This is a genomic window from Micrococcaceae bacterium Sec5.7 (assembly GCA_039636785.1).
Lineage (GTDB): Bacteria > Actinomycetota > Actinomycetes > Actinomycetales > Micrococcaceae > Arthrobacter.
Genome location: CP144169.1, coordinates 2,158,117 through 2,175,934 on the forward strand (window position 1 = coordinate 2,158,117; position 17,818 = coordinate 2,175,934).

Sequence of the window (17,818 nt, forward strand, 5' to 3'; positions counted from 1 at the left end):
GTGCTTGCAATCGTCTGCCCTGGACAGGGCTCACAGACCCCCGGTTTTCTGGCCCCTTGGCTGGAACTGCCTTCCGTAGCAGGCCATTTGGCCTCCCTCAGTGAGATTGCAGGCATTGACCTCACTGCCCACGGCACCACCTCCGATGAGGACACCATCAAGGACACGGCCATTGCGCAGCCACTGATCGTGGCCGCCGGCCTGGTTGCCGCAAAGTCGCTCTTCGACGTCGAACTCAACGCGCTGCCGGTGATACTGGCAGGTCACTCGGTCGGCGAGATCACGGCGTCGGCGCTGGCAGCTGTGCTCACCGAGGACGAGGCGATGACCTTTGTCCGGGAGCGCGCCAACAGCATGGCCGCCGCCGCCGCAGTCACCCCCACCGGCATGAGCGCTGTGGTGGGTGGTGATCCGGCCGAGGTGCTGGCCGCCATCGAGGCCTCCGGTGCCACCCCGGCAAACGTCAACGGCGCCGGCCAGACCGTAGCTGCAGGCACTTTCGAACAGCTCAAGTCTCTCGCCGAGAACCCGCCGGCAAAGGCCCGCGTCATCCCGCTCAAGGTGGCCGGCGCTTTTCACACCTCGCATATGTCCCCCGCGGTCAGCGCCCTGAAGTCGCTGCGTCCGACGCTCCGTCCGAAGAACCCGCAGGTGCCGTTGCTCTCCAACTTCGACGGCGCGGAAGTCACCGATGGATCCGTGGCCGTCGAAAGCCTCATTGCCCAGGTCTCCCGGCCCGTCCGCTGGGACCTGTGCATGGCGACGCTCGTCCAGCGCGGGGTCACCGGCGTGATTGAACTCGCCCCGGCCGGTACCCTGGCCGGGCTAGCCAAGCGTGGCATGCCCGGCGTAAAGACCGTCGCTGTGAAGACCCCCGATGATCTGACCGCAGCGCTTGCCCTATTTGCAGAAATGGAGGGACAGGCATGAGCGTCCCCACACTTAAGCAGTCACCCGTAAACGAATTCACCCGGATCCTGGGCCTTGGTGCATACCGCCCGGATGTGATCGTCACCAACGATGACGTCTGCCAGTGGATCGATTCCTCTGACGAATGGATCCGACAGCGCACCGGTATTGTGACCCGGCACCGGGCAGCGGCGGACGTCAGCGTGATCGATATGGCTGAAGGCGCAGCACGGGAGGCCATCGCCAAGGCCGGCATCGAGGCTTCTGAGCTTGGAGCGGTGATCATCTCCACTGTCACGCACCCATATGCAACGCCCTCCGCCGCGGCCAGCCTGGCCCACCGCCTAGGGGCGACGCCGGCTCCCGCCTTTGATATTTCGGCCGCCTGTGCCGGGTACTGCTACGGCATAGCTCAGGCGGACGCCCTGGTCCGCTCCGGCGCAGCAAAGTACGTGCTCGTGGTCGGGGCCGAGAAACTCTCGGATGTGATCGACAACCATGAACGGACCATCTCGTTCCTGCTCGGCGATGGCGCCGGCGCCGTGGTGATCGGCCCCTCGGAAACACCGGGTATCGGTCCGTCGGTCTGGGGCTCCGATGGCAGCAAGTGGGATGCGATCGGAATGACCCGTTCGCTCGAGGACGTGCGCAAGCTCAGCGAATCCGCGCGCAGTGCCGACGCATCGGACGACCAGGCGATCCTTGAGGCTGCCCAGAGTCTCTGGCCCACACTCCGGCAGGACGGCCAGACGGTCTTCCGCTGGGCTGTCTGGGAGATGGCGAAGATGGCCCAGCAGGCCATGGACGCTGCAGGTGTCCAGGCAGAAGACCTGGTGGCGTTCGTTCCCCACCAGGCCAACATGCGGATCATCGATGAAATGGTCAAGAAGCTTAAACTCCCCGAAACGGTCGTTGTGGCCAGGGACATCGCCGACGCCGGAAACACTTCGGCGGCCTCGATCCCGTTGGCCACGCACCGCCTGCTCCAGGAGAACCCTGAACTCAGCGGAGGTCTCTCGCTCCAGATAGGCTTCGGAGCCGGGCTCGTTTTCGGCGCTCAGGTGATCGTCCTCCCATAGGCAATACAGACGCAGGCAGCCGCTCGCCTATCCAAAACTGAATCGTTCTGAACAGTACGGATTCCCAAACCAAGCCGTATCCACGGTTTGCATCATTTCCGGCAGCCCTGCCGGCACTAACAAGAAAAGGAGCCATCAATGGCTAGCAACGAAGAGATCCTGGCCGGCCTGGCTGAAATCGTCAACGAAGAAACCGGCCTGGCCACGGAAGCAGTCGAGCCGGACAAGTCCTTCACCGAGGACCTGGACATCGACTCCATCTCAATGATGACCATCGTGGTCAACGCCGAAGAGAAGTTCGGTGTACGTATTCCGGACGAAGAGGTCAAGAACCTCAAGACCGTGGGCGACGCCGTCAGCTTCATCGCCAACGCACAGGCCTGAGTACGGCACCAGCCGCACCTGGCTTCACACGGACGGCCGGCCCGGAGTTCCATACTCCACCGGGCCGGCCGTCCGGTTCTACACGTTTCCCCCTGCTGACATTTCACGCATTTACCCCACGCGGATCCTGGGCATTCATCACCGGACCGGGCGCGCGCACCGACAGAGAGTGATCCCATGACACGCAAAGTAGTCATTACCGGCCTGGGCGCTACCACGCCCATTGGCGGCGATGTACCCACAATGTGGAAGAACGCTTTGAAGGGGGTCTCGGGTGCCCACACACTTGAGGACGACTGGGTGGCCAAGTATGAGCTCCCCGTCCACTTCGCGGCCCGCTGCACGGTTCCGGCCCTGGATGTCCTGAGCCGAGTAGAGGCAAAGAGGATGGACCCGTCCACGCAGTTCGGTGTTATCGCCGCCCGCGAGGCATGGGCCGATTCCGGCATCACCGAAGTTGACCACGACCGCCTGGCCGTGGCATTTGCCACCGGCATCGGCGGCGTCTGGACGCTGCTTGATGCGTGGGACACCCTGAAGGAGAAGGGTCCCCGCCGTGTCCTGCCCATGACAGTCCCCATGCTGATGCCCAACGGCGTCGCAGCGGCTGTAAGCCTTGACCTCGGCGCCCGCGCCGGGGCCCATACACCGGTTTCCGCCTGCGCTTCCGGAACCGAGGCACTGCATCTCGGTCTGGAGCTGATTCGCTCGGGCAAGGCCGACGTCGTGATGTGCGGTGGCGCTGAAGCAGCGATTCACCCCATGCCCTTGGCAGCATTCTCATCCATGAAGGCGCTCTCCCGCCGTAACGACGAGCCCGAGCGCGCGTCACGGCCGTACGACCGCGACCGCGACGGCTTCGTGATGGGCGAAGGCGCCGGTGCGCTGGTCCTCGAAGCCGAGGAGCACGCGTTGGCGCGTGGTGCCCGCATCTACGCTGAGCTGGCGGGTACCTCGGTAACAGCCGACGCATACCACATCACCGCACCGGATCCGCAGGGTCTGGGCGCCACCCGCGCACTTAAGGCTGCAATGTTCGACGGCCGCATCCAGGCAGAGGACGTTGTTCACGTCAACGCCCACGCCACTTCCACTCCGGTAGGTGACAAACCCGAGTACACGGCGCTCCGTGCAGCGCTGGGGTCCCACATTGACAGCGTGGCTGTCTCCGCCACGAAGTCCCAGATGGGCCACCTGCTGGGCGCTTCCGGCGCGGTGGAGGCCGTCCTGACAGTTCTGGCGGTGTATGCGCGGAAAGCGCCCGTCACCATCAACCTGGAAAACCAGGATCCGGAGATCCCGCTGGACGTCGTCACCTCGGTCCGCGATCTGCCCGCCGGTGACATTGTGGCGCTGAGCAACTCCTTCGGTTTCGGCGGGCACAACGCCGTTATCGCTGTTCGAAGCGTCTAGTCCGAACAACGGGCGCATGGCAAGAGGAGGCTCCGCCGGGCGGCTGGGCCTCCTCTTTTTTGCTATGGAAACGTGTTTGCTGCGGAATTACCTGATCAGCCGCGGCGCTGGCCGACGGCCGATATCAGCCCACCTGGTGCAGCCAGCGGACCGGTGCACCTTCGGCGGCATGCCGGAAGGGTTCGAGTTCCTCGTCCCATGCTTCTCCCAAAGCAAGGGAGAGCTCGTGGTAGACGGCGGAGGGGTCTCCGGCGCCGGATTCGTAGGCATAACGTATGCGGTCCTCGGACACCATGATGTTGCCGTGAACGTCGGTCGCTGCGTGGAAGATGCCCAGCTCCGGGGTGTGGGACCAGCGTCCGCCGTCGACGCCCTGGCTCGGTTCCTCGGTAACTTCGTAGCGGAGGTGGGCCCAACCGCGCAAGGAAGAGGCAAGCTGAGCGCCGGTTCCCTGCGGGCCGGTCCACGACAGCTCGGCACGGAACATTCCGGGCGCCGCAGGCTGCGGGGTCCACTCAAGATCCGTGCGCTTATCCACGACTGATCCGATGGCCCACTCAACGTGAGGGCACAATGCGGTAGGGGCCGAGTGAACGAACAACACACCGCGGGTCATTGCAACAGACATTCCATCCTCCATAGCTGTAGGTACGTCTTCCCCAACGACCTCTGCCTGGATGTACATGTGCTGTGCCGGGTTCCGCATGGTGCCGGTGGTCCCTGCCAGACTATGAAATTACTGCCGGTTTCCGCTCTGCGCTCGAAGCGATAGAGCTTCAAGCACAACTTGAAAGTTGCCCGACTTGAATCTTATTGTGCCGTACGTTGGCTAATTACGCCAGTGCAATTCGCCGTGCCGCCGGCCAAGTGACGGCCATGGCGTCCCCCGTGGCAGAGGTCATTCACCGGAGCTACGCCCGCGGGTGTGCCTGCTGGTAGCTCTGCCGGAGCCGGTCGACGGAAACATGCGTGTAGATCTGGGTGGTGGCCAGACTGCTGTGTCCCAGGATTTCCTGAACGGCCCTGAGATCCGCCCCGCCGTCCAACAGGTGGGTTGCCGCGGAATGCCGCAGCGCGTGGGGGCCGGTGGCGGCGGTGTCCCCGAGGGCCTCGAAGACATCCCTGACCACGCTTCGGACCTGACGCTGGTCAACTCTCCTGCCTCTGGCCCCCAGAAAAAGGGCGGGTCCGCTGTCCGCCGCGGCAACAAGCGGACGGCCGCGGCGGAGCCAGTCGTCGACGGCGACCGCGGCCGGAACACCGTACGGAACCGTCCGCTCCTTATCGCCCTTGCCGATGACGCGCAATGTCCTGCGGTCCGGATCGAGATCGTCCACGTCCATGCCTGCCAGTTCGCCTACGCGCACCCCGGTTGCATAGAGCAGCTCCACCATGGCGCGGTTCCGCAGCGCCAGTGGTGCGCCGTCGGCGGCTGCCTCTTCCAGTTCACGGAGCAGGCGCACCAGCTGTTGCTGCTGCAGCACGCCCGGCAGTGATTTGTCCTTCCTGGGGGCCTTGAGCCTCAGCGCAGGATCAGTTTCGATCAGTTCCTCGCGCACGGCCCAGGCCGTGAAAGCGCGGGCCGTGGCTGATCTGCGCGCCAGCGTTGACCGGGCCATCCCCAATTCGCTCTGAGCACCGAGCCAGCGTCTGAGGGTGCCCAGTTCAATGCCGGCCAGATCGTGGATACCTTCTGAGGCTGCATGGGTCAGCAGGCTGTTGATGTCCGAGAGGTAGGCGCGCAGCGTGTGGGGAGACATTGCCCGCTCCGCCTCCACATAGCGCCCGAAGCGGCGGACGGCGCGGGCCAGCTCCGGAGGCAGTTCCTGTGTATCCACACACCAACTCTCCCAGCATCCGGCGGTCATTCACGGAATGGCACGGCCAGGCAGACAACTTCGTTACACGGTTTCCTTGGACCGTTTCCAGCCGCCCCTTTCCGATGTGGCCAGTCCCAGCAGTCCAAGCCGGCCGAGTCCAGCCCTGACGGAGTCAACGCTGAGCCCGGCAACGGTGCAGAGTTTCTCCACGGAGCTCGTGGACCTCAGCGGCAGCGCGTCCAGCAGGATCAGGTCCTCGAGCGTCAGGCCGTCGTGGTCGGCCCGCGTGCCTTCCCTGGGTTCCGTTAGGGATTCACCGCTGGGAGACGCCAGTTCCGCAATTTCCCCGGCATCCGTAACGCAGACGGCGCCGCCTTCCCGCAGCAGCCGGTGGCAGCCCGCCGAATTGGCGCTGTGCACTGACCCGGGAACGGCTCCGACCGCCCGGCCAAGGGTTTCCGCATGATGGGCCGTGTTGAGCGCCCCCGAACGCCATCTGGCCTCCACCACCACTGTGACGGCCGCCAGCGCCGCAATCAGCCTGTTGCGTTGCAGGAATCTGTAACGGGTGGGCGCCGATCCGGGCGGCACTTCAGCGATCACGGCCCCCTGGTTGGACACGGCGCGGAGCAGGTCGTCATTGCCTGACGGGTAGAACCGGTCCACACCGCCAGCCATTACGGCAATGGTGGGCAACGGTCCGGATCCCCCGGCCAGTGCCGCCCTGTGCGCGTGAGCGTCGATACCGTACGCCCCACCCGAAATGACAGTGAATCCCCGCTGCGCCAGGGAATACGCGAGATCCCCGGTCACCGATGCCCCGTAACTGGTGCTGTCGCGGGATCCCACAAGTGCCACGGACTGCGCGGCGGCGGGCAGCTCCTGTTCAACGCCACGCCACCAGAGACAGATGGGTTCATGGATCCCCAGATCGGCCAGCTGGCCGGGCCAGAGGTCATCCGCCGGCATAATCATGCGGCCGCCGAGTCTTTGCATGGTGGCCAAGTCCCTCCCAGGCGCCAGGTCCGGGATCCGCGGAGCCCACCGCTTGAGGGCAGCGCTGATACCGGCCCAGGTGCTGCCTGCGCCGTTTTCGGCCAGCACTCCGGTGATGTCCTGCTCCAGCCGTGGTCCGGCCAGTAGCTGACCGGTCGCTATCCTCAGGGCGTCCTCTGCCCCCGCCACGTGCACCAGTGCCAGGCCTGCGGCATCCTGTGGCTCCATGAGCCGGGACAGTGCTGCGCGCGCGTATCTTTCGTTTTCCATCAGGTTGTTCCTTTCACGCGGCGGCTGACCCAGCCTGCCGGAGGCTGAGTGCCTGTCCAATGTCATTGAGGTCCGGTTTGTCACGGCGGGCCAGATCTGCCAGCGTCCAGGCCAGGCGCAATACGCGGTCGTAGCCGCGGGCTGTGAGAACTCCCCGTTCAAGGGAGTGGTCCAGAATTCGGGTGGTGGGTGCGGCAAGCCTTAATTCGCCGCGTAGGACTCGGCCCGGCACCTGTGAGTTGGTTTCCATGCCAAGGGGCCGGAGCCGTTGCAGCTGAAGCTCGCGGGCAGCGATCACACGTCCCGCGACCGCGGCCGTATTCTCCTCGGCCCCGGACTGACCGAAATCGGCAAGGGATACACGCTCCACCTGCAGCTGGATGTCCACACGGTCCAGCAGCGGTCCTGACATCCGCGCCAGGTACCGGCGCCGCATCATGGGTGTGCACGTGCAGTCGAGTCCCTTACCGGAGGCCTTGCCGCAAGGGCACGGATTGGCGGCAAGGACCAGCTGGAACCGCGCCGGATAGGCTGCGGTGCCGGCTGAGCGGTGGATCACCAGCTCGCCGCTCTCCAACGGTTGGCGCAGGGCGTCCAGGACACGGCGCTCATACTCCGGAGCCTCGTCAAGGAACAGGACGCCCCGATGCGCCCGCGAGGCCGCTCCGGGGCGGGGCAGCCCGGACCCGCCCCCAATGATCGCGGCGGAAGTCGCCGTGTGGTGCGGGTTCTCGAAGGGCGGCCGGCGCATCAGCTGTACAGCGGAGGATGGCAGTTCGCACAGCGAGTGGATGGCCGTCACTTCCATGGCCGCCGTATCGCCCAGATCAGGCAGGAGTCCCGGAAGCCGCTCAGCCAGCATGGTCTTTCCCGCCCCGGGAGGTCCGGTCAGCAAGAGGTGGTGGGCGCCGGCCGCGGCCACCTCCAGGGCACGGCGGGCATCGCCCTGGCCGGAGACGTCACACATGTCCGGAACCAGCCCCGGAGGGCCGTCACCTGCCGGCATGCCCGGCTGGTCCTCCGGCTCAAAGTCCAGGGCCAGCTCCAGCGGGTCTGCTCCGAAATCGAAAGCAAGCCGGGCAAGGGTCTTGTATCCGGTGACCCGCGCGCCGGGCACCAGGGCAGCTTCTGCGGCGTTGGCCTGGGCAACCACCACGTCCGGGTAGCCTGCCTGCACCGCAGCCATAACGGCCGGAAGGACACCCCGCACAGGCCGCAGCCTGCCATCCAGGCCCAGCTCGGCAATAAAGACAGTCCGGTTGGTGGACCTGATGTCCTCTGCCGCCAGCAGCACCGCCATCGCGATGGCGAGATCGAAGCCCGAACCGCGCTTGGGCAACGACGCGGGAATCAGGTTGGCGGTGATCTTCCGGCGGCTGAGCGGGATGCCGGAGTTCTGCGCGGCGGAACGGATCCGCTCCTTGGCCTCATTCAGCGAAGCGTCCGGCAGCCCGAGGATGACAAAAGCCGGAAGCGTCTGCCCGATGTCCGCCTCAACTTCGACGATGTACCCGTTGAGCCCCACGAGAGCCACGGAGTAGCTCCGGCCGAGAGCCAACTACCCCACCCCCTTGAGGTGCTCCAGGACAGGTTCGCCGCCGCCGTCGTCCACCACGGCGATGACGTCCACGCGGCGCAGCGGCATTCTGAGTTCACGGTCGCGGCACCATGCGGATCCCAGCCTGTGCAGTCGGGCAAGCTTGTCCGGGCCCACGGCCTCGAACGGGTGGCCATAGGCCAGCGATCTGCGGGTCTTTACTTCCGCGATTACCAGGGCATCACCGTCGAGCGCGACGATGTCGATTTCGCCTTCGGGGCAGCGCCAGTTGCGCTCCACGATCAGCATGCCCAGCGATTCCAGATATCCGGCGGCGAGCTCTTCCCCGCGCCGGCCCAGCAAGTCTTTGGCTTTCATTTCTACCTCCGCAACCAGCCTGAGGGGGCATGATCACGGTGGACAGACTGTTATTTCGCTATGTGGGAAACCCTGCGATACAGCGGCGTGTGGAGGAAGAGTGCCGCGGCCTGGCGGACGGGGTCAGTTGCCGAGGTCAACGTCCTTGGGCAGCGCAAGTTCTTCGTTGCGCGGAAGTTCTTCGACGTTAACGTCCTTGAACGTGATGACCCGGACGCTTTTGACGAACCGCGCCGAGCGGTAAACGTCCCACACCCACGCGTCCTGGAGCGTCAGATCGAAGTAGACCTCGCCGTCCGCGCTGCGTGCCTGCAGGTCAACGTGGTTGGCCAGATAGAAACGACGCTCGGTCTCGACAACGTAGCTGAACAGGCTGACAACGTCGCGGTACTCACGGTAGAGCTGCAGCTCCATGTCTGTCTCGTAGTTTTCAAGGTCCTCGGCACTCATGGTTCCATCTTGCACCATGGAGCGGGCAGGAAGCGCACTGACGGACACTGCGGCGCCAAAGCCGCCGCCAAGCAGCCGCGTAAGCAGCCCCCGTCTAAACTGTCAGAGGAGCCGCCAGCTGACCCGGTGGTAGGGCGTGGGGCCGGCCGCCCGGATGGCGTCACGGTGGGATGCCGTGCCGTAGCCCTTGTTGACGTTCCAGCCGAAGTCCGGGAATTCTCCGTGGAGTTCCTGCATCCGGTGGTCCCGTTCCACTTTGGCCAGGACGCTTGCGGCGGCCACGCTCAGGCACTGCATATCGGCTTTGATCCGGGTGTGGACTGGGGCGTCGCAGCCGGGATCCGCGGCGGGCTCTTCAAAGAGCGAGGGCTGTGAGACCGGTGACAGCCAATTGTGGCTGCCGTCCAGCAACACCACGTCCGGAGTGATGCCCGTGCTCAGGACCTCGAACCATGCCCGGGTACCTGCCAGCCTCAGAGCGCCCACAATTCCAAGCGAATCGATCTCCTGCGCGGAGGCGTGCCCCACGGCTGAGGCCACGCTCCAGTCCCGGACCAGGGGTTCCAGACGTTCGCGGTCGGCGGGTTTGAGGAGTTTGCTGTCACGTACGTCGGCCAGCAGTTCCTGCTGCTGAAGATCAACGACGGCGATCCCCACGCTCACGGGACCGGCCAGCGCTCCGCGGCCTACTTCGTCGACGCCCGCGAGGAACCGCACGCCGTGGGCGAGGAAGGCACGCTCATGCTCGAGGGTGGGTGCGGCGGACACTGCTATCCGGCCGCGGAGGGTACGTTCCGGAATACGTCCGGATAGTTGTCGAGGGACGAAAGCCGGTTCAGCGGCCACGCAATGACGGCGGCCTTACCCTCGATATCGGCCATATCGACGAAGCCTCCGTTGGATTCCGCATGGGAGCGCGAGTCCGCGGAGTGGTTCCGGTTGTCACCCATGACCCATACCTTGCCAGCCGGGACGACAACGTCGAAGTTACGGATTTCCGGTGTTTCGGCGGGGTTTACATAGGTCTCGTCGAGTGTCGATCCGTTGATGGTGAGTCGTCCGTCCGCGTCGCAACAGATCACATGGTCTCCCGGGAGCCCGATCACGCGCTTGACCAGGTGCTGTTCGGAATTGTCCGGGAGCAGGCCAACAAACGTCAGGCTGTCCTGGACCCAGGTGAACGGGCCGTCGCTCTTCTCGGGGGTTGGGGTCAGCCAGCCCTTGGTGTCCTTGAACACAACCACGTCGCCGCGGGACAAGGCGAACGGTTCCGGAACCAGCAGATTGACGAAGATGCGGTCGTTCACGTCCAGTGTGCTGACCATGGATTCAGAAGGGATGTAAAAAGCGCGGAAGAGGAAAGTCTTGATCAGGAAGGAAAGCACAACGGCGATCACCACCACGGTGGCGACTTCCTTCAGCCAGAGAAGCAGCGGGCTGCGCCTGGCACCCGACGACACGGAATGCGCAGGCCCAGAACGCGGAGTTCCGGCCGTCGCCGGCTCAGGCTTCCAAGGCTCAGCCTTCAGGTGACCGGCGGCATCCTGGTCTTCCGGAATGCCCGGGAGTCCTCGAGCCTCGCCGCGCTGCGGATCAGGTGTCCGGGGTTGGTTCTCGGGCATCTACTGTCCGTCCTTTGTAGTTGTTCCGGCCGCGGGCGGCCGTGGCACTTCCGTAAATCTATCAAGAGGCCAAAGGATCCGGACCGGCCGGCCGATGACGCGTTCCACGGGAACCATGCCGCCACCCGGCGCCCCGAGCAGACTGCGGGAATCCGCGGATTTGGAACGGTGGTCGCCGAGCAGCCATAGTCTTCCTTCAGGCACGATCACGCTGAACTTCTGCTTGCTCGGCGCATCTCCTTGGTAAAGATAGTGTTCCGCAAGCGGCTGGCCGTTCACTGTGAGCCGCCGCCCGGCGTCGCAGCAGATGACGTGATCCCCCGGGAGCCCGATGACGCGCTTGACGTAGGTGGTATCGCTTCCGGTGAGGCCCAGCCAATGACCCGCGGCAGCGACCCCATCCTGGACTGGTCCCCTGCCGCTGTTGAGCGGCGCAAAAGTGCCCCGCCCGTCAAACACCACGACGTCGCCGCGCCGGATGGGCTCCGCGTGGAAATCGGTCCGGGATACCAGGATCCTGTCGCCGGACCAAAACAGCGGTTCCATCGATTCGGAGGGAATGTAATAGACGTCCAGCCACAGTGACCGGACCAGCCCGCTGATGGCCACGGCCAAGGCAAGGGCCGGAAACGCAAAACGCCAGCCCAGTTTCCTGGGCTGGCGTTCTGTCTGGTCCATGATCCGTATCCTGTGGCACTGCGGCGAATAACTCCGGCGCTGGCCGGGTACGGAGCGGGGACCCGCGGTGTAAACCAGGGAGGCTTACTTGGCAGCCTTCGCGGACTTCGTGGTGAGGAAGTCGCGCTTTTCCTTGATCTTGGCAGCCTTGCCGCGCAGATCGCGCATGTAGTAAAGCTTGGCGCGGCGGACGTCACCCTTGGAGACGACCTCGATCTTGTCGATGATCGGGGAGTGTACCGGGAAGGTACGCTCTACACCGACGCCGAACGAGACCTTGCGGACCGTGAAGGTCTCGCGGAGGCCGTCGCCGTGGCGGCCCAGGACGAAGCCCTGGAATACCTGGACGCGGGAGTTCTTGCCTTCAATGATGTTCACGTGAACCTTGAGGGTGTCACCCGCGCGGAAGACGGGAACATCGGTGCGCAGCGAGGCTGCGTCTACGGAATCGAGGATATGCATAAATCCACTCCTGGTGAACGCCACGGGTCATTCACTTTGGGTCACGGCGGTCAGGCCCGGACTCGTTTTACCGGCCGGAAATTACCGTCGAAAGTTTTTTGGTCCGGCTCCGTCACTGCTTGACGGTACCGGGGTGTCCAGCTGTTGATTGCGCTCCCCCTGTGGCAGGTGCGGACCCAGTAGACACAAGGACTAATTCTGCCACATTCCCTAACTTTCCCCAACATCACCTGGGTTTCTCCAACATTCCTAGATAACTTTGATCAGCTTTCCCTAGCCAGGGAAGGAGCTGTCAGGAATCGCCGTGCGCGTCGGGCCGGGCACTAAGGCGACCGTCGACGACGTCGTACCCCAGATCCGCGAAAGCGGTGCGGTCCGCGCGGGGCAGCTTTCCGGCGTCGAACGTCTCAAGCAGGTCGGGGCGGCGCTCCGCCGTCCGGCGGTACTGTTCATGCCGGCGCCACTGGGCGATCTTGCCGTGGTTACCGCTCAGGAGGACCGGCGGAACCTCACGGTCACGCCAGCTGGAGGGTTTGGTGTAGACAGGATATTCAAGGAGACCGTCGGAGTGTGATTCCTCCACGAGTGACTCGGGGTTGCCCACAACCCCTGGCAGGAGCCGGCCGATGGCTTCCACCATTGCCAGGACAGCAACCTCGCCGCCGTTGAGAACGTAGTCGCCCAGGCTCACGGGCCGCACCGTGAAGTGATCTTCCGCCCATTCGATGACGCGTTCGTCGATGCCCTCGTAGCGGCCGCAGGCGAAGACCAGCTGGTCCTCTTCGGCCAGCTCATGGGCCAAGGCCTGGGTGAAGCGCTCCCCCGCCGGCGACGGGACGATAAGTACCGGCTTGCCGGCACGCGCGGGGCGTGCAGCCGCCACCGAAGCCAGCGCCTGCGCCCACGGCTCCGGTTTCATCACCATGCCGGCGCCGCCGCCGTAGGGCGTGTCATCCACCGAGCGGTGCTTGTCGGTGGTGAAATCACGGAGGTCGTGGACATTGAGGTCCAACAGGCCATCCTGGCGTGCTTTTCCGATCAGTGAGAGTTTCAGGGGCGCCAGATACTCCGGAAAAATACTGACGACGTCGATTCTCATTTACGCCGTGTCTCCGGCCCCGGGGGTGCCGTGCCCGGCCTCTCCGGCATTGGCTTCCCCGGCTGCGGCGGGCGGACCGGCGTCATCGGTGTTGATCTCGAAAAGCCCCGGCGGCGGGGTGATCAGAATGTAGCCTTCGGCCACGTTGACTTCAGGAACAATCTGCTCCACGAACGGGATGAGGATCTCCTTGCCGTCCGGGGTTTCAACAACCAGGAGATCCTGGACCGGCAGGGTGTTCAGCCCGGAGATCTTTCCCACCACCTGGGTTCCCACACGCGCCTCGAAGCCCAGGAGCTCGTGCTCGTACCAGCCTTCGTCGTCGTTGTCTTCGAGTTCTTCGGTTTCAACAAAGAGCTTGGCTCCGCGCAGAGTTTCGGCTTGGTTGCGGGTTTCGAACCCGTCAAAGGCAAGGAGCAGGATGTCCTTGTTCCAGCGTGCACTGATGACAGTCAGCGGCCCGGCGGACGCCGGTTCCACCACGAATTCGGTGCCTTCAACAAAGCGGTCTGCGGGTGCATCGGTCAACACCTGGACCGTCACTTCGCCGCGGATGCCGTGGGGCTTGCCGATTCGTGCCACCTGAAGCTGCATGTGTTCCTCTGTTCCGGGATTCGTGTCGTGTTGTTCTGGGGATTCTGTTGCTGAAAACAGTCCGGCCCCTCCACCATTAGCTGGTGAAGGGGCCGGACTTAAGACAAGTGTTGCAGTTGCGTCAGCGGCGGCGGTCGGTGTCGACGACGTCGACCCTGACCGCCTCGCCATCCGCCAGTGCAGCAACCACGGTGCGCAATGCACGTGCGGTGCGGCCCTGGCGGCCGATTACCCGACCGAGGTCTTCCTGATGAACGCGCACCTCGAGGGTATCCCCGCGGCGGTTGTTCTTGGCGCTGACCTTGACATCCTCAGGGCTGTCAACGATCCCGCGGACCAGGTGTTCGAGCGCTTCTGCCAGCAACTTACTCAGCCTCGGTGGTCTCTGCTTCAGCGTCAGCGGGAGCCTCGGCTGCCTTAGCCTTCTTGGTGATGGCTTCCGGAATGATCACGGAACCCTTTTCCGGGGCAACGAAGGGAACCTTGGGGGCTTTCGTCTTCAAGGTGCCTTCCTGGCCCGGGAGACCCTTGTACTTCTGCCAGTCACCGGTGATCTTGAGGATCGCGGCAACCTGCTCGGACGGCTGGGCGCCGACGGACAGCCAGTACTGTGCACGCTCGGAGTCGACCTCGATGTATGAGGGCTCTTCGGTGGGGTGGTACTTGCCGATCTCTTCAATTGAACGGCCATCACGCTTGGTGCGTGAGTCCGCAACAACAATTCGGTAGTACGGTGCGCGCATCTTGCCAAAGCGCTTAAGGCGAATCTTTACGGCCACTTTTGTGGTCACTCCTGTTTCTGAAACGGGGTTGAACCCGACGTTCTGCACCCGTGGGGCGGGCCATACTTGGGGGTTCTAAGGACAGGATCCGGACGCGGAGAGAGGGGCCACGCAGATCGAGTACCTGTTTATTGTGCCAGATCAGCGGCGTGATTTCGACTTGACACACGCCGAGACCCTCTTTTTGCGGATTTAGCCGCACCCGGAGCCGGTTTGTGGATCAGGACGACCAGACGTAGAGCCCGGTCCGGTCGTTTGCGTCGATCCCGCTGGCCAGCTCGGCGAGTTGCTGGACGTAGGTTCTTGCGTCCTCGGCACCGAAGGGCATGTCGTCCTCCGCGGCCCACTTTTCAGCGACCTCCTCGAGGACATTGCCTTCACCTTCGGATTCGTAGCTGAGCAGCTCTGCGAGGGCCCGCACCATGGCAGCGGGCACTCCCAGGAGGGAGTCGCTGGCCACGTCCACCATGGCCAGCTCGTAGTCTGCCCCTGCGGCATGGACGGCCGCACCGGCAAGATCGCCCAGCTGCTCGATTTCAAAGTCGCTGATTCCCGGGATGCGCAGCCCACCGCCGGATGCCGCTCCCCCGCCGTCCAGAACTCCGGCGCGCTTGAGCGCTTCATTGTGCGTGGAAACAAAGATTTCGGTGAATCCCATGGAAGACATCCTCATTCCGTAGACGGTGCGACAGCCCGTGCAGACAGACGCCAATCCTGCCTGTGGCCGTTCGGAATCAGCCTAACCCACAAGGGCTGGCAGGTCAGCGCTCCGCAACGCGGATCCTGTTGCGCCACGGATCCTCGAAGCGCAGTTCGGCTCCGGTGTGGTGCGATTCCACTCCGGCGGCCTTCAGGCGGTCGGCAAGTGAGCCGACGTCGTCGCCTGAAGGTACTTCGATAAGCACCTCGCCCAGGCCCAGGGTGTCGCGCCGGGGGCCGGCGCCGCGGCTGTTCCAGACGTTCATGGCCATGTGGTGGTGGTAGCCGCCGGCGGAGACGAACAGCGCCTGGCCGTGCCACCCTGCGGTCTTCTCGAAGCCCAGGGTATCCACATAGAAATCCTGGGCAGACTGGACGTCGCCCACCTGAAGGTGGACATGCCCGACGCCGGCGGCCGCCTCCCGCTGGCCGTCCACCGAGCTCTGGGTCAGGTGCTCCCGCAGGTACCGCTGCGGGGGCAGGGCAAGGCTGTCCATGACGACGTTCTTGCCTTCCCAGGACCACGCCTCGCGGGGCCGATCCCAGTACAGCTCGACGCCGTTGCCCTCGGGGTCGTTGAAGTAGAAGGCCTCGCTGACAAGGTGATCGGCGCTGCCGGTGAAGGACTGCGGTTCAAACTGGGCGGTGGTGGCCACGGTGGCCGCCAGCGATGACTGGTCGTCGAAAAGCAGCGCCGTGTGGAAGAGTCCGGCCTCGCCGCGTCCAGGGGGATTCAGGCCGGGCGCGGGAGCAAGGTGGACCAGAGGCTTCCGGCGCCGCCCCAGATAAAGGCCGCCGTCCTGTTCCGCCACGATGTCCAGCCCGAGCGCGCGCTGGTAGTAATCGGCCATCAGCTTCATGTCGCCCACCTTGAGCATCACGGTGCCCATTGTGAGATCGGCAGGAAGAAGATCCTGGCTGCTGGCTTCTGTAGACATTGGACGCTCCCGAGTTCACAGGTCACCGGCTTTCGTTGACCTCTTACCTACCTAAATTACTTGAAGCTTCAATTTATTCCAACGGATGATTTCGCCACGCAGCACCACATGCTTGAGTTTGCGGATGGTGGCGAGGAGTCTTCTTGGATCCTCAGCGCACAGCAGCACGTCCGCGTTGGCGCCCTCAGAAATGCCTTCCGCGCCCAGCCATTCCCGCGCCCTCCACGTGGCCGAGTCGAGCGCCGCCGCTGCGGGCAGGCCTGCAGCGTGAAGCGCCAGGACCTCGTCTGCGATCCTGCCGTGGCTGATCACGCTGCCGGCGTCGGTCCCAGCAAAAATCGAAACTCCTGCTTCGAAGGCCTCCAGGACCCGTTCGCCGCGCCGCTCCCACAGCGCCAGCATGTGGGCGGCATAGCGGGGGAACCTGGATTCAGCCTGTACCGCGATGCCCGGGAACGTGGCGATGTTGATCAGAGTGGGCACGATGGGCACCTGCTGTTCCACGAATCTCGGCAGGTGGCGCGGCAGGAGTCCCGTGGCATGTTCGATACAGTCGATGCCGGCGTCGAGCATGTCGTCCAGCGTGTCTTCAGCGAAACAATGTGCGGTCACCCGGACGCCTTCATCGTGGGCGGCACTGACCGCGTCCTTGAGGACGTTGGCCGGAAAGGACGCTGACAGGTCACCGGCGTTCCGGTCAATCCAGTCCCCGACCAGTTTGACCCAGCCATCGCCGGCACGTGCCTGCTTGCGGACGGCCTCCACGAGCCCGTCCGGTTCCACTTCCACCGCGAAGTTCCGCAGATAGCGCCGCGATCTTGCGATGTGCCGCCCGGACCTGATGATCCGCGGCATGTCCTTCCGCTGTTGCAGCCAGCGGGTGTCGGTGGCTGCTCCGGCGTCGCGGACCAGCAGTGTGCCGGCGTTGCGGTCTGTTGCGGCCTGCTCCTGGGCCACTTCGTCCTCAACTGCGCCGCCCGGTCCCAGGCCGATATGACAGTGGGCATCAACAAACCCGGGGATTACCCAGCCGTCCAAAAGTACATCCGGACGCGCCGCCGGCCGGTTGAAGGTCAGTTTGCCGTCCACGGACCACAGACCGCGCTGTTCGTGGTCCGGCCCTGTGAGGATCGTTCCGCTGAATTCAATGATTCCGGCCATGGTTTAAAGCCTAATCCGCATGGACACCCGGCGGCCAAACCGGTCCGGCCCCATTTTGTTCTCGTGTATCCGGAGTGCGGCGAGTTCCGGACCCGGATCCTGAAACACCTCGAAACCACAGGTGGAATAGAACGATGCGTTGAACGGGATGTCGGCGTAGGTACATAGCGTCATCGCCCCGAATCCAAGGCGCCGGGCCTCACGTATGGCTGCTTCGAGCAACGAGCGGCCAATCCCGCGCCGGGCCGCCCCGGGATGCACCGACAGCTGCTCAAGATGGGCCTGGCCGTCCACTTCGTCGACGCGGGCAAAGCCCAACGGAGGTTTTCCGGCAACCAGCACGAACAGTGATTCACCGGCCGGGGCCGTCGCCGCGGGCGGCAGTGACGCGGATCCCAGCTCCCTCTCAAGCAACTGGTCGGCCGCAGTTTCAAGCTGCGGCAGGCACTGAATATCTTCCGGCGTTGCAATTCGAACCTGATGCCCGCCCTTGATCTGATGCACGCCGCCACAGTAACACTGAGTCCTATCGCCATCCATCCGCCGG

Annotated in this window: 22 protein-coding genes; 4 read left to right on the plus strand and 18 right to left on the minus strand. The window is 64.3% G+C overall.

Translation table 11 applies throughout. From position 1 onward, the window contains the following. The 4 genes from V3C33_10360 to fabF all read left to right on the plus strand — a co-directional run bounded on the left by V3C33_10360 (position 1) and on the right by fabF (position 3,785). Positions 1 to 930, plus strand: coding sequence for an ACP S-malonyltransferase (locus V3C33_10360; protein XAS65922.1), 930 nt, complete (start codon positions 1 to 3; stop codon positions 928 to 930). After that, a complete protein-coding gene (locus V3C33_10365; protein ID XAS65923.1) occupies positions 927 to 1,988 on the plus strand; it encodes a beta-ketoacyl-ACP synthase III in 1,062 nt (353 codons plus the stop codon). Before V3C33_10360 ends, V3C33_10365 begins: the two co-directional genes overlap by 4 nt. Before the next feature lie 138 nt (positions 1,989 to 2,126). After that, complete coding sequence (locus tag V3C33_10370; GenBank protein XAS65924.1) at positions 2,127 to 2,372, plus strand: acyl carrier protein; 246 nt, start codon at positions 2,127 to 2,129, stop codon at positions 2,370 to 2,372. Positions 2,373 to 2,549: 177 nt separating this feature from the next. Further along, positions 2,550 to 3,785: a beta-ketoacyl-ACP synthase II gene (gene fabF / locus V3C33_10375; GenBank protein ID XAS65925.1), complete on the plus strand. Its 1,236-nt coding sequence runs from the start codon at positions 2,550 to 2,552 to the stop codon at positions 3,783 to 3,785. Positions 3,786 to 3,909: 124 nt separating this feature from the next. On the opposite strand, the gene V3C33_10380 is transcribed toward fabF, so the two are convergent. The 18 genes from V3C33_10380 to V3C33_10465 all read right to left on the minus strand — a co-directional run bounded on the left by V3C33_10380 (position 3,910) and on the right by V3C33_10465 (position 17,775). After that, positions 3,910 to 4,413 (minus strand): DUF3145 domain-containing protein, encoded by a 504-nt coding sequence (locus tag V3C33_10380; GenBank protein XAS65926.1) that lies wholly within the window; start codon positions 4,411 to 4,413, stop codon positions 3,910 to 3,912. Positions 4,414 to 4,696: 283 nt separating this feature from the next. Further along, a complete protein-coding gene (locus tag V3C33_10385; GenBank protein ID XAS65927.1) occupies positions 4,697 to 5,623 on the minus strand; it encodes a tyrosine recombinase XerC in 927 nt (308 codons plus the stop codon). 63 nt (positions 5,624 to 5,686) lie between these two features. After that, positions 5,687 to 6,871, minus strand: a complete 1,185-nt coding sequence (gene dprA / locus V3C33_10390; GenBank protein XAS65928.1) for a DNA-processing protein DprA — start codon at positions 6,869 to 6,871, stop codon at positions 5,687 to 5,689. A gap of 13 nt (positions 6,872 to 6,884) precedes the next feature. Beyond that, positions 6,885 to 8,429: a YifB family Mg chelatase-like AAA ATPase gene (locus tag V3C33_10395; protein XAS65929.1), complete on the minus strand. Its 1,545-nt coding sequence runs from the start codon at positions 8,427 to 8,429 to the stop codon at positions 6,885 to 6,887. After that, positions 8,430 to 8,786, minus strand: coding sequence for a YraN family protein (locus V3C33_10400; protein XAS65930.1), 357 nt, complete (start codon positions 8,784 to 8,786; stop codon positions 8,430 to 8,432). A gap of 123 nt (positions 8,787 to 8,909) precedes the next feature. Further along, entirely contained in the window at positions 8,910 to 9,236 is a 327-nt protein-coding gene (locus V3C33_10405; protein ID XAS65931.1) for a DUF2469 domain-containing protein, read from the minus strand. Positions 9,237 to 9,338: 102 nt separating this feature from the next. Further along, complete coding sequence (locus V3C33_10410; protein XAS65932.1) at positions 9,339 to 10,004, minus strand: ribonuclease HII; 666 nt, start codon at positions 10,002 to 10,004, stop codon at positions 9,339 to 9,341. A gap of 2 nt (positions 10,005 to 10,006) precedes the next feature. Beyond that, on the minus strand, positions 10,007 to 10,858 hold the full coding sequence (gene lepB, locus V3C33_10415; GenBank protein ID XAS65933.1) for a signal peptidase I: 852 nt from the start codon (positions 10,856 to 10,858) through the stop codon (positions 10,007 to 10,009). Next, positions 10,859 to 11,536, minus strand: coding sequence for a signal peptidase I (lepB, locus tag V3C33_10420; GenBank protein ID XAS65934.1), 678 nt, complete (start codon positions 11,534 to 11,536; stop codon positions 10,859 to 10,861). It abuts the gene before it with no gap. An 84-nt stretch (positions 11,537 to 11,620) separates the two neighbouring features. Then, positions 11,621 to 11,998 carry a 50S ribosomal protein L19 gene (gene rplS, locus V3C33_10425; GenBank protein ID XAS65935.1) on the minus strand — a complete coding sequence of 126 codons (378 nt, stop codon included), beginning with the start codon at positions 11,996 to 11,998 and terminating at the stop codon, positions 11,621 to 11,623. Positions 11,999 to 12,290: 292 nt separating this feature from the next. Then, complete coding sequence (gene trmD / locus V3C33_10430) at positions 12,291 to 13,097, minus strand: tRNA (guanosine(37)-N1)-methyltransferase TrmD (protein ID XAS65936.1); 807 nt, start codon at positions 13,095 to 13,097, stop codon at positions 12,291 to 12,293. Beyond that, a complete protein-coding gene (rimM, locus tag V3C33_10435) occupies positions 13,098 to 13,691 on the minus strand; it encodes a ribosome maturation factor RimM (GenBank protein XAS65937.1) in 594 nt (197 codons plus the stop codon). It abuts the gene before it with no gap. A gap of 121 nt (positions 13,692 to 13,812) precedes the next feature. Continuing rightward, positions 13,813 to 14,055 carry an RNA-binding protein gene (locus tag V3C33_10440; GenBank protein ID XAS65938.1) on the minus strand — a complete coding sequence of 81 codons (243 nt, stop codon included), beginning with the start codon at positions 14,053 to 14,055 and terminating at the stop codon, positions 13,813 to 13,815. Position 14,056: 1 nt separating this feature from the next. After that, positions 14,057 to 14,470 (minus strand): 30S ribosomal protein S16, encoded by a 414-nt coding sequence (gene rpsP, locus V3C33_10445; protein ID XAS65939.1) that lies wholly within the window; start codon positions 14,468 to 14,470, stop codon positions 14,057 to 14,059. A gap of 223 nt (positions 14,471 to 14,693) precedes the next feature. After that, complete coding sequence (locus tag V3C33_10450) at positions 14,694 to 15,131, minus strand: hypothetical protein (protein XAS65940.1); 438 nt, start codon at positions 15,129 to 15,131, stop codon at positions 14,694 to 14,696. 103 nt (positions 15,132 to 15,234) lie between these two features. Beyond that, positions 15,235 to 16,110 (minus strand): VOC family protein, encoded by an 876-nt coding sequence (locus V3C33_10455; protein ID XAS65941.1) that lies wholly within the window; start codon positions 16,108 to 16,110, stop codon positions 15,235 to 15,237. 51 nt (positions 16,111 to 16,161) lie between these two features. Continuing rightward, positions 16,162 to 17,271, minus strand: a complete 1,110-nt coding sequence (locus V3C33_10460; GenBank protein ID XAS65942.1) for an amidohydrolase family protein — start codon at positions 17,269 to 17,271, stop codon at positions 16,162 to 16,164. Positions 17,272 to 17,274: 3 nt separating this feature from the next. Further along, the gene (locus tag V3C33_10465; GenBank protein XAS65943.1) at positions 17,275 to 17,775 is read right to left on the minus strand and encodes a GNAT family N-acetyltransferase; all 501 of its coding nucleotides are present in this window, start codon (positions 17,773 to 17,775) and stop codon (positions 17,275 to 17,277) included. Positions 17,776 to 17,818: the final 43 nt, after the last annotated feature.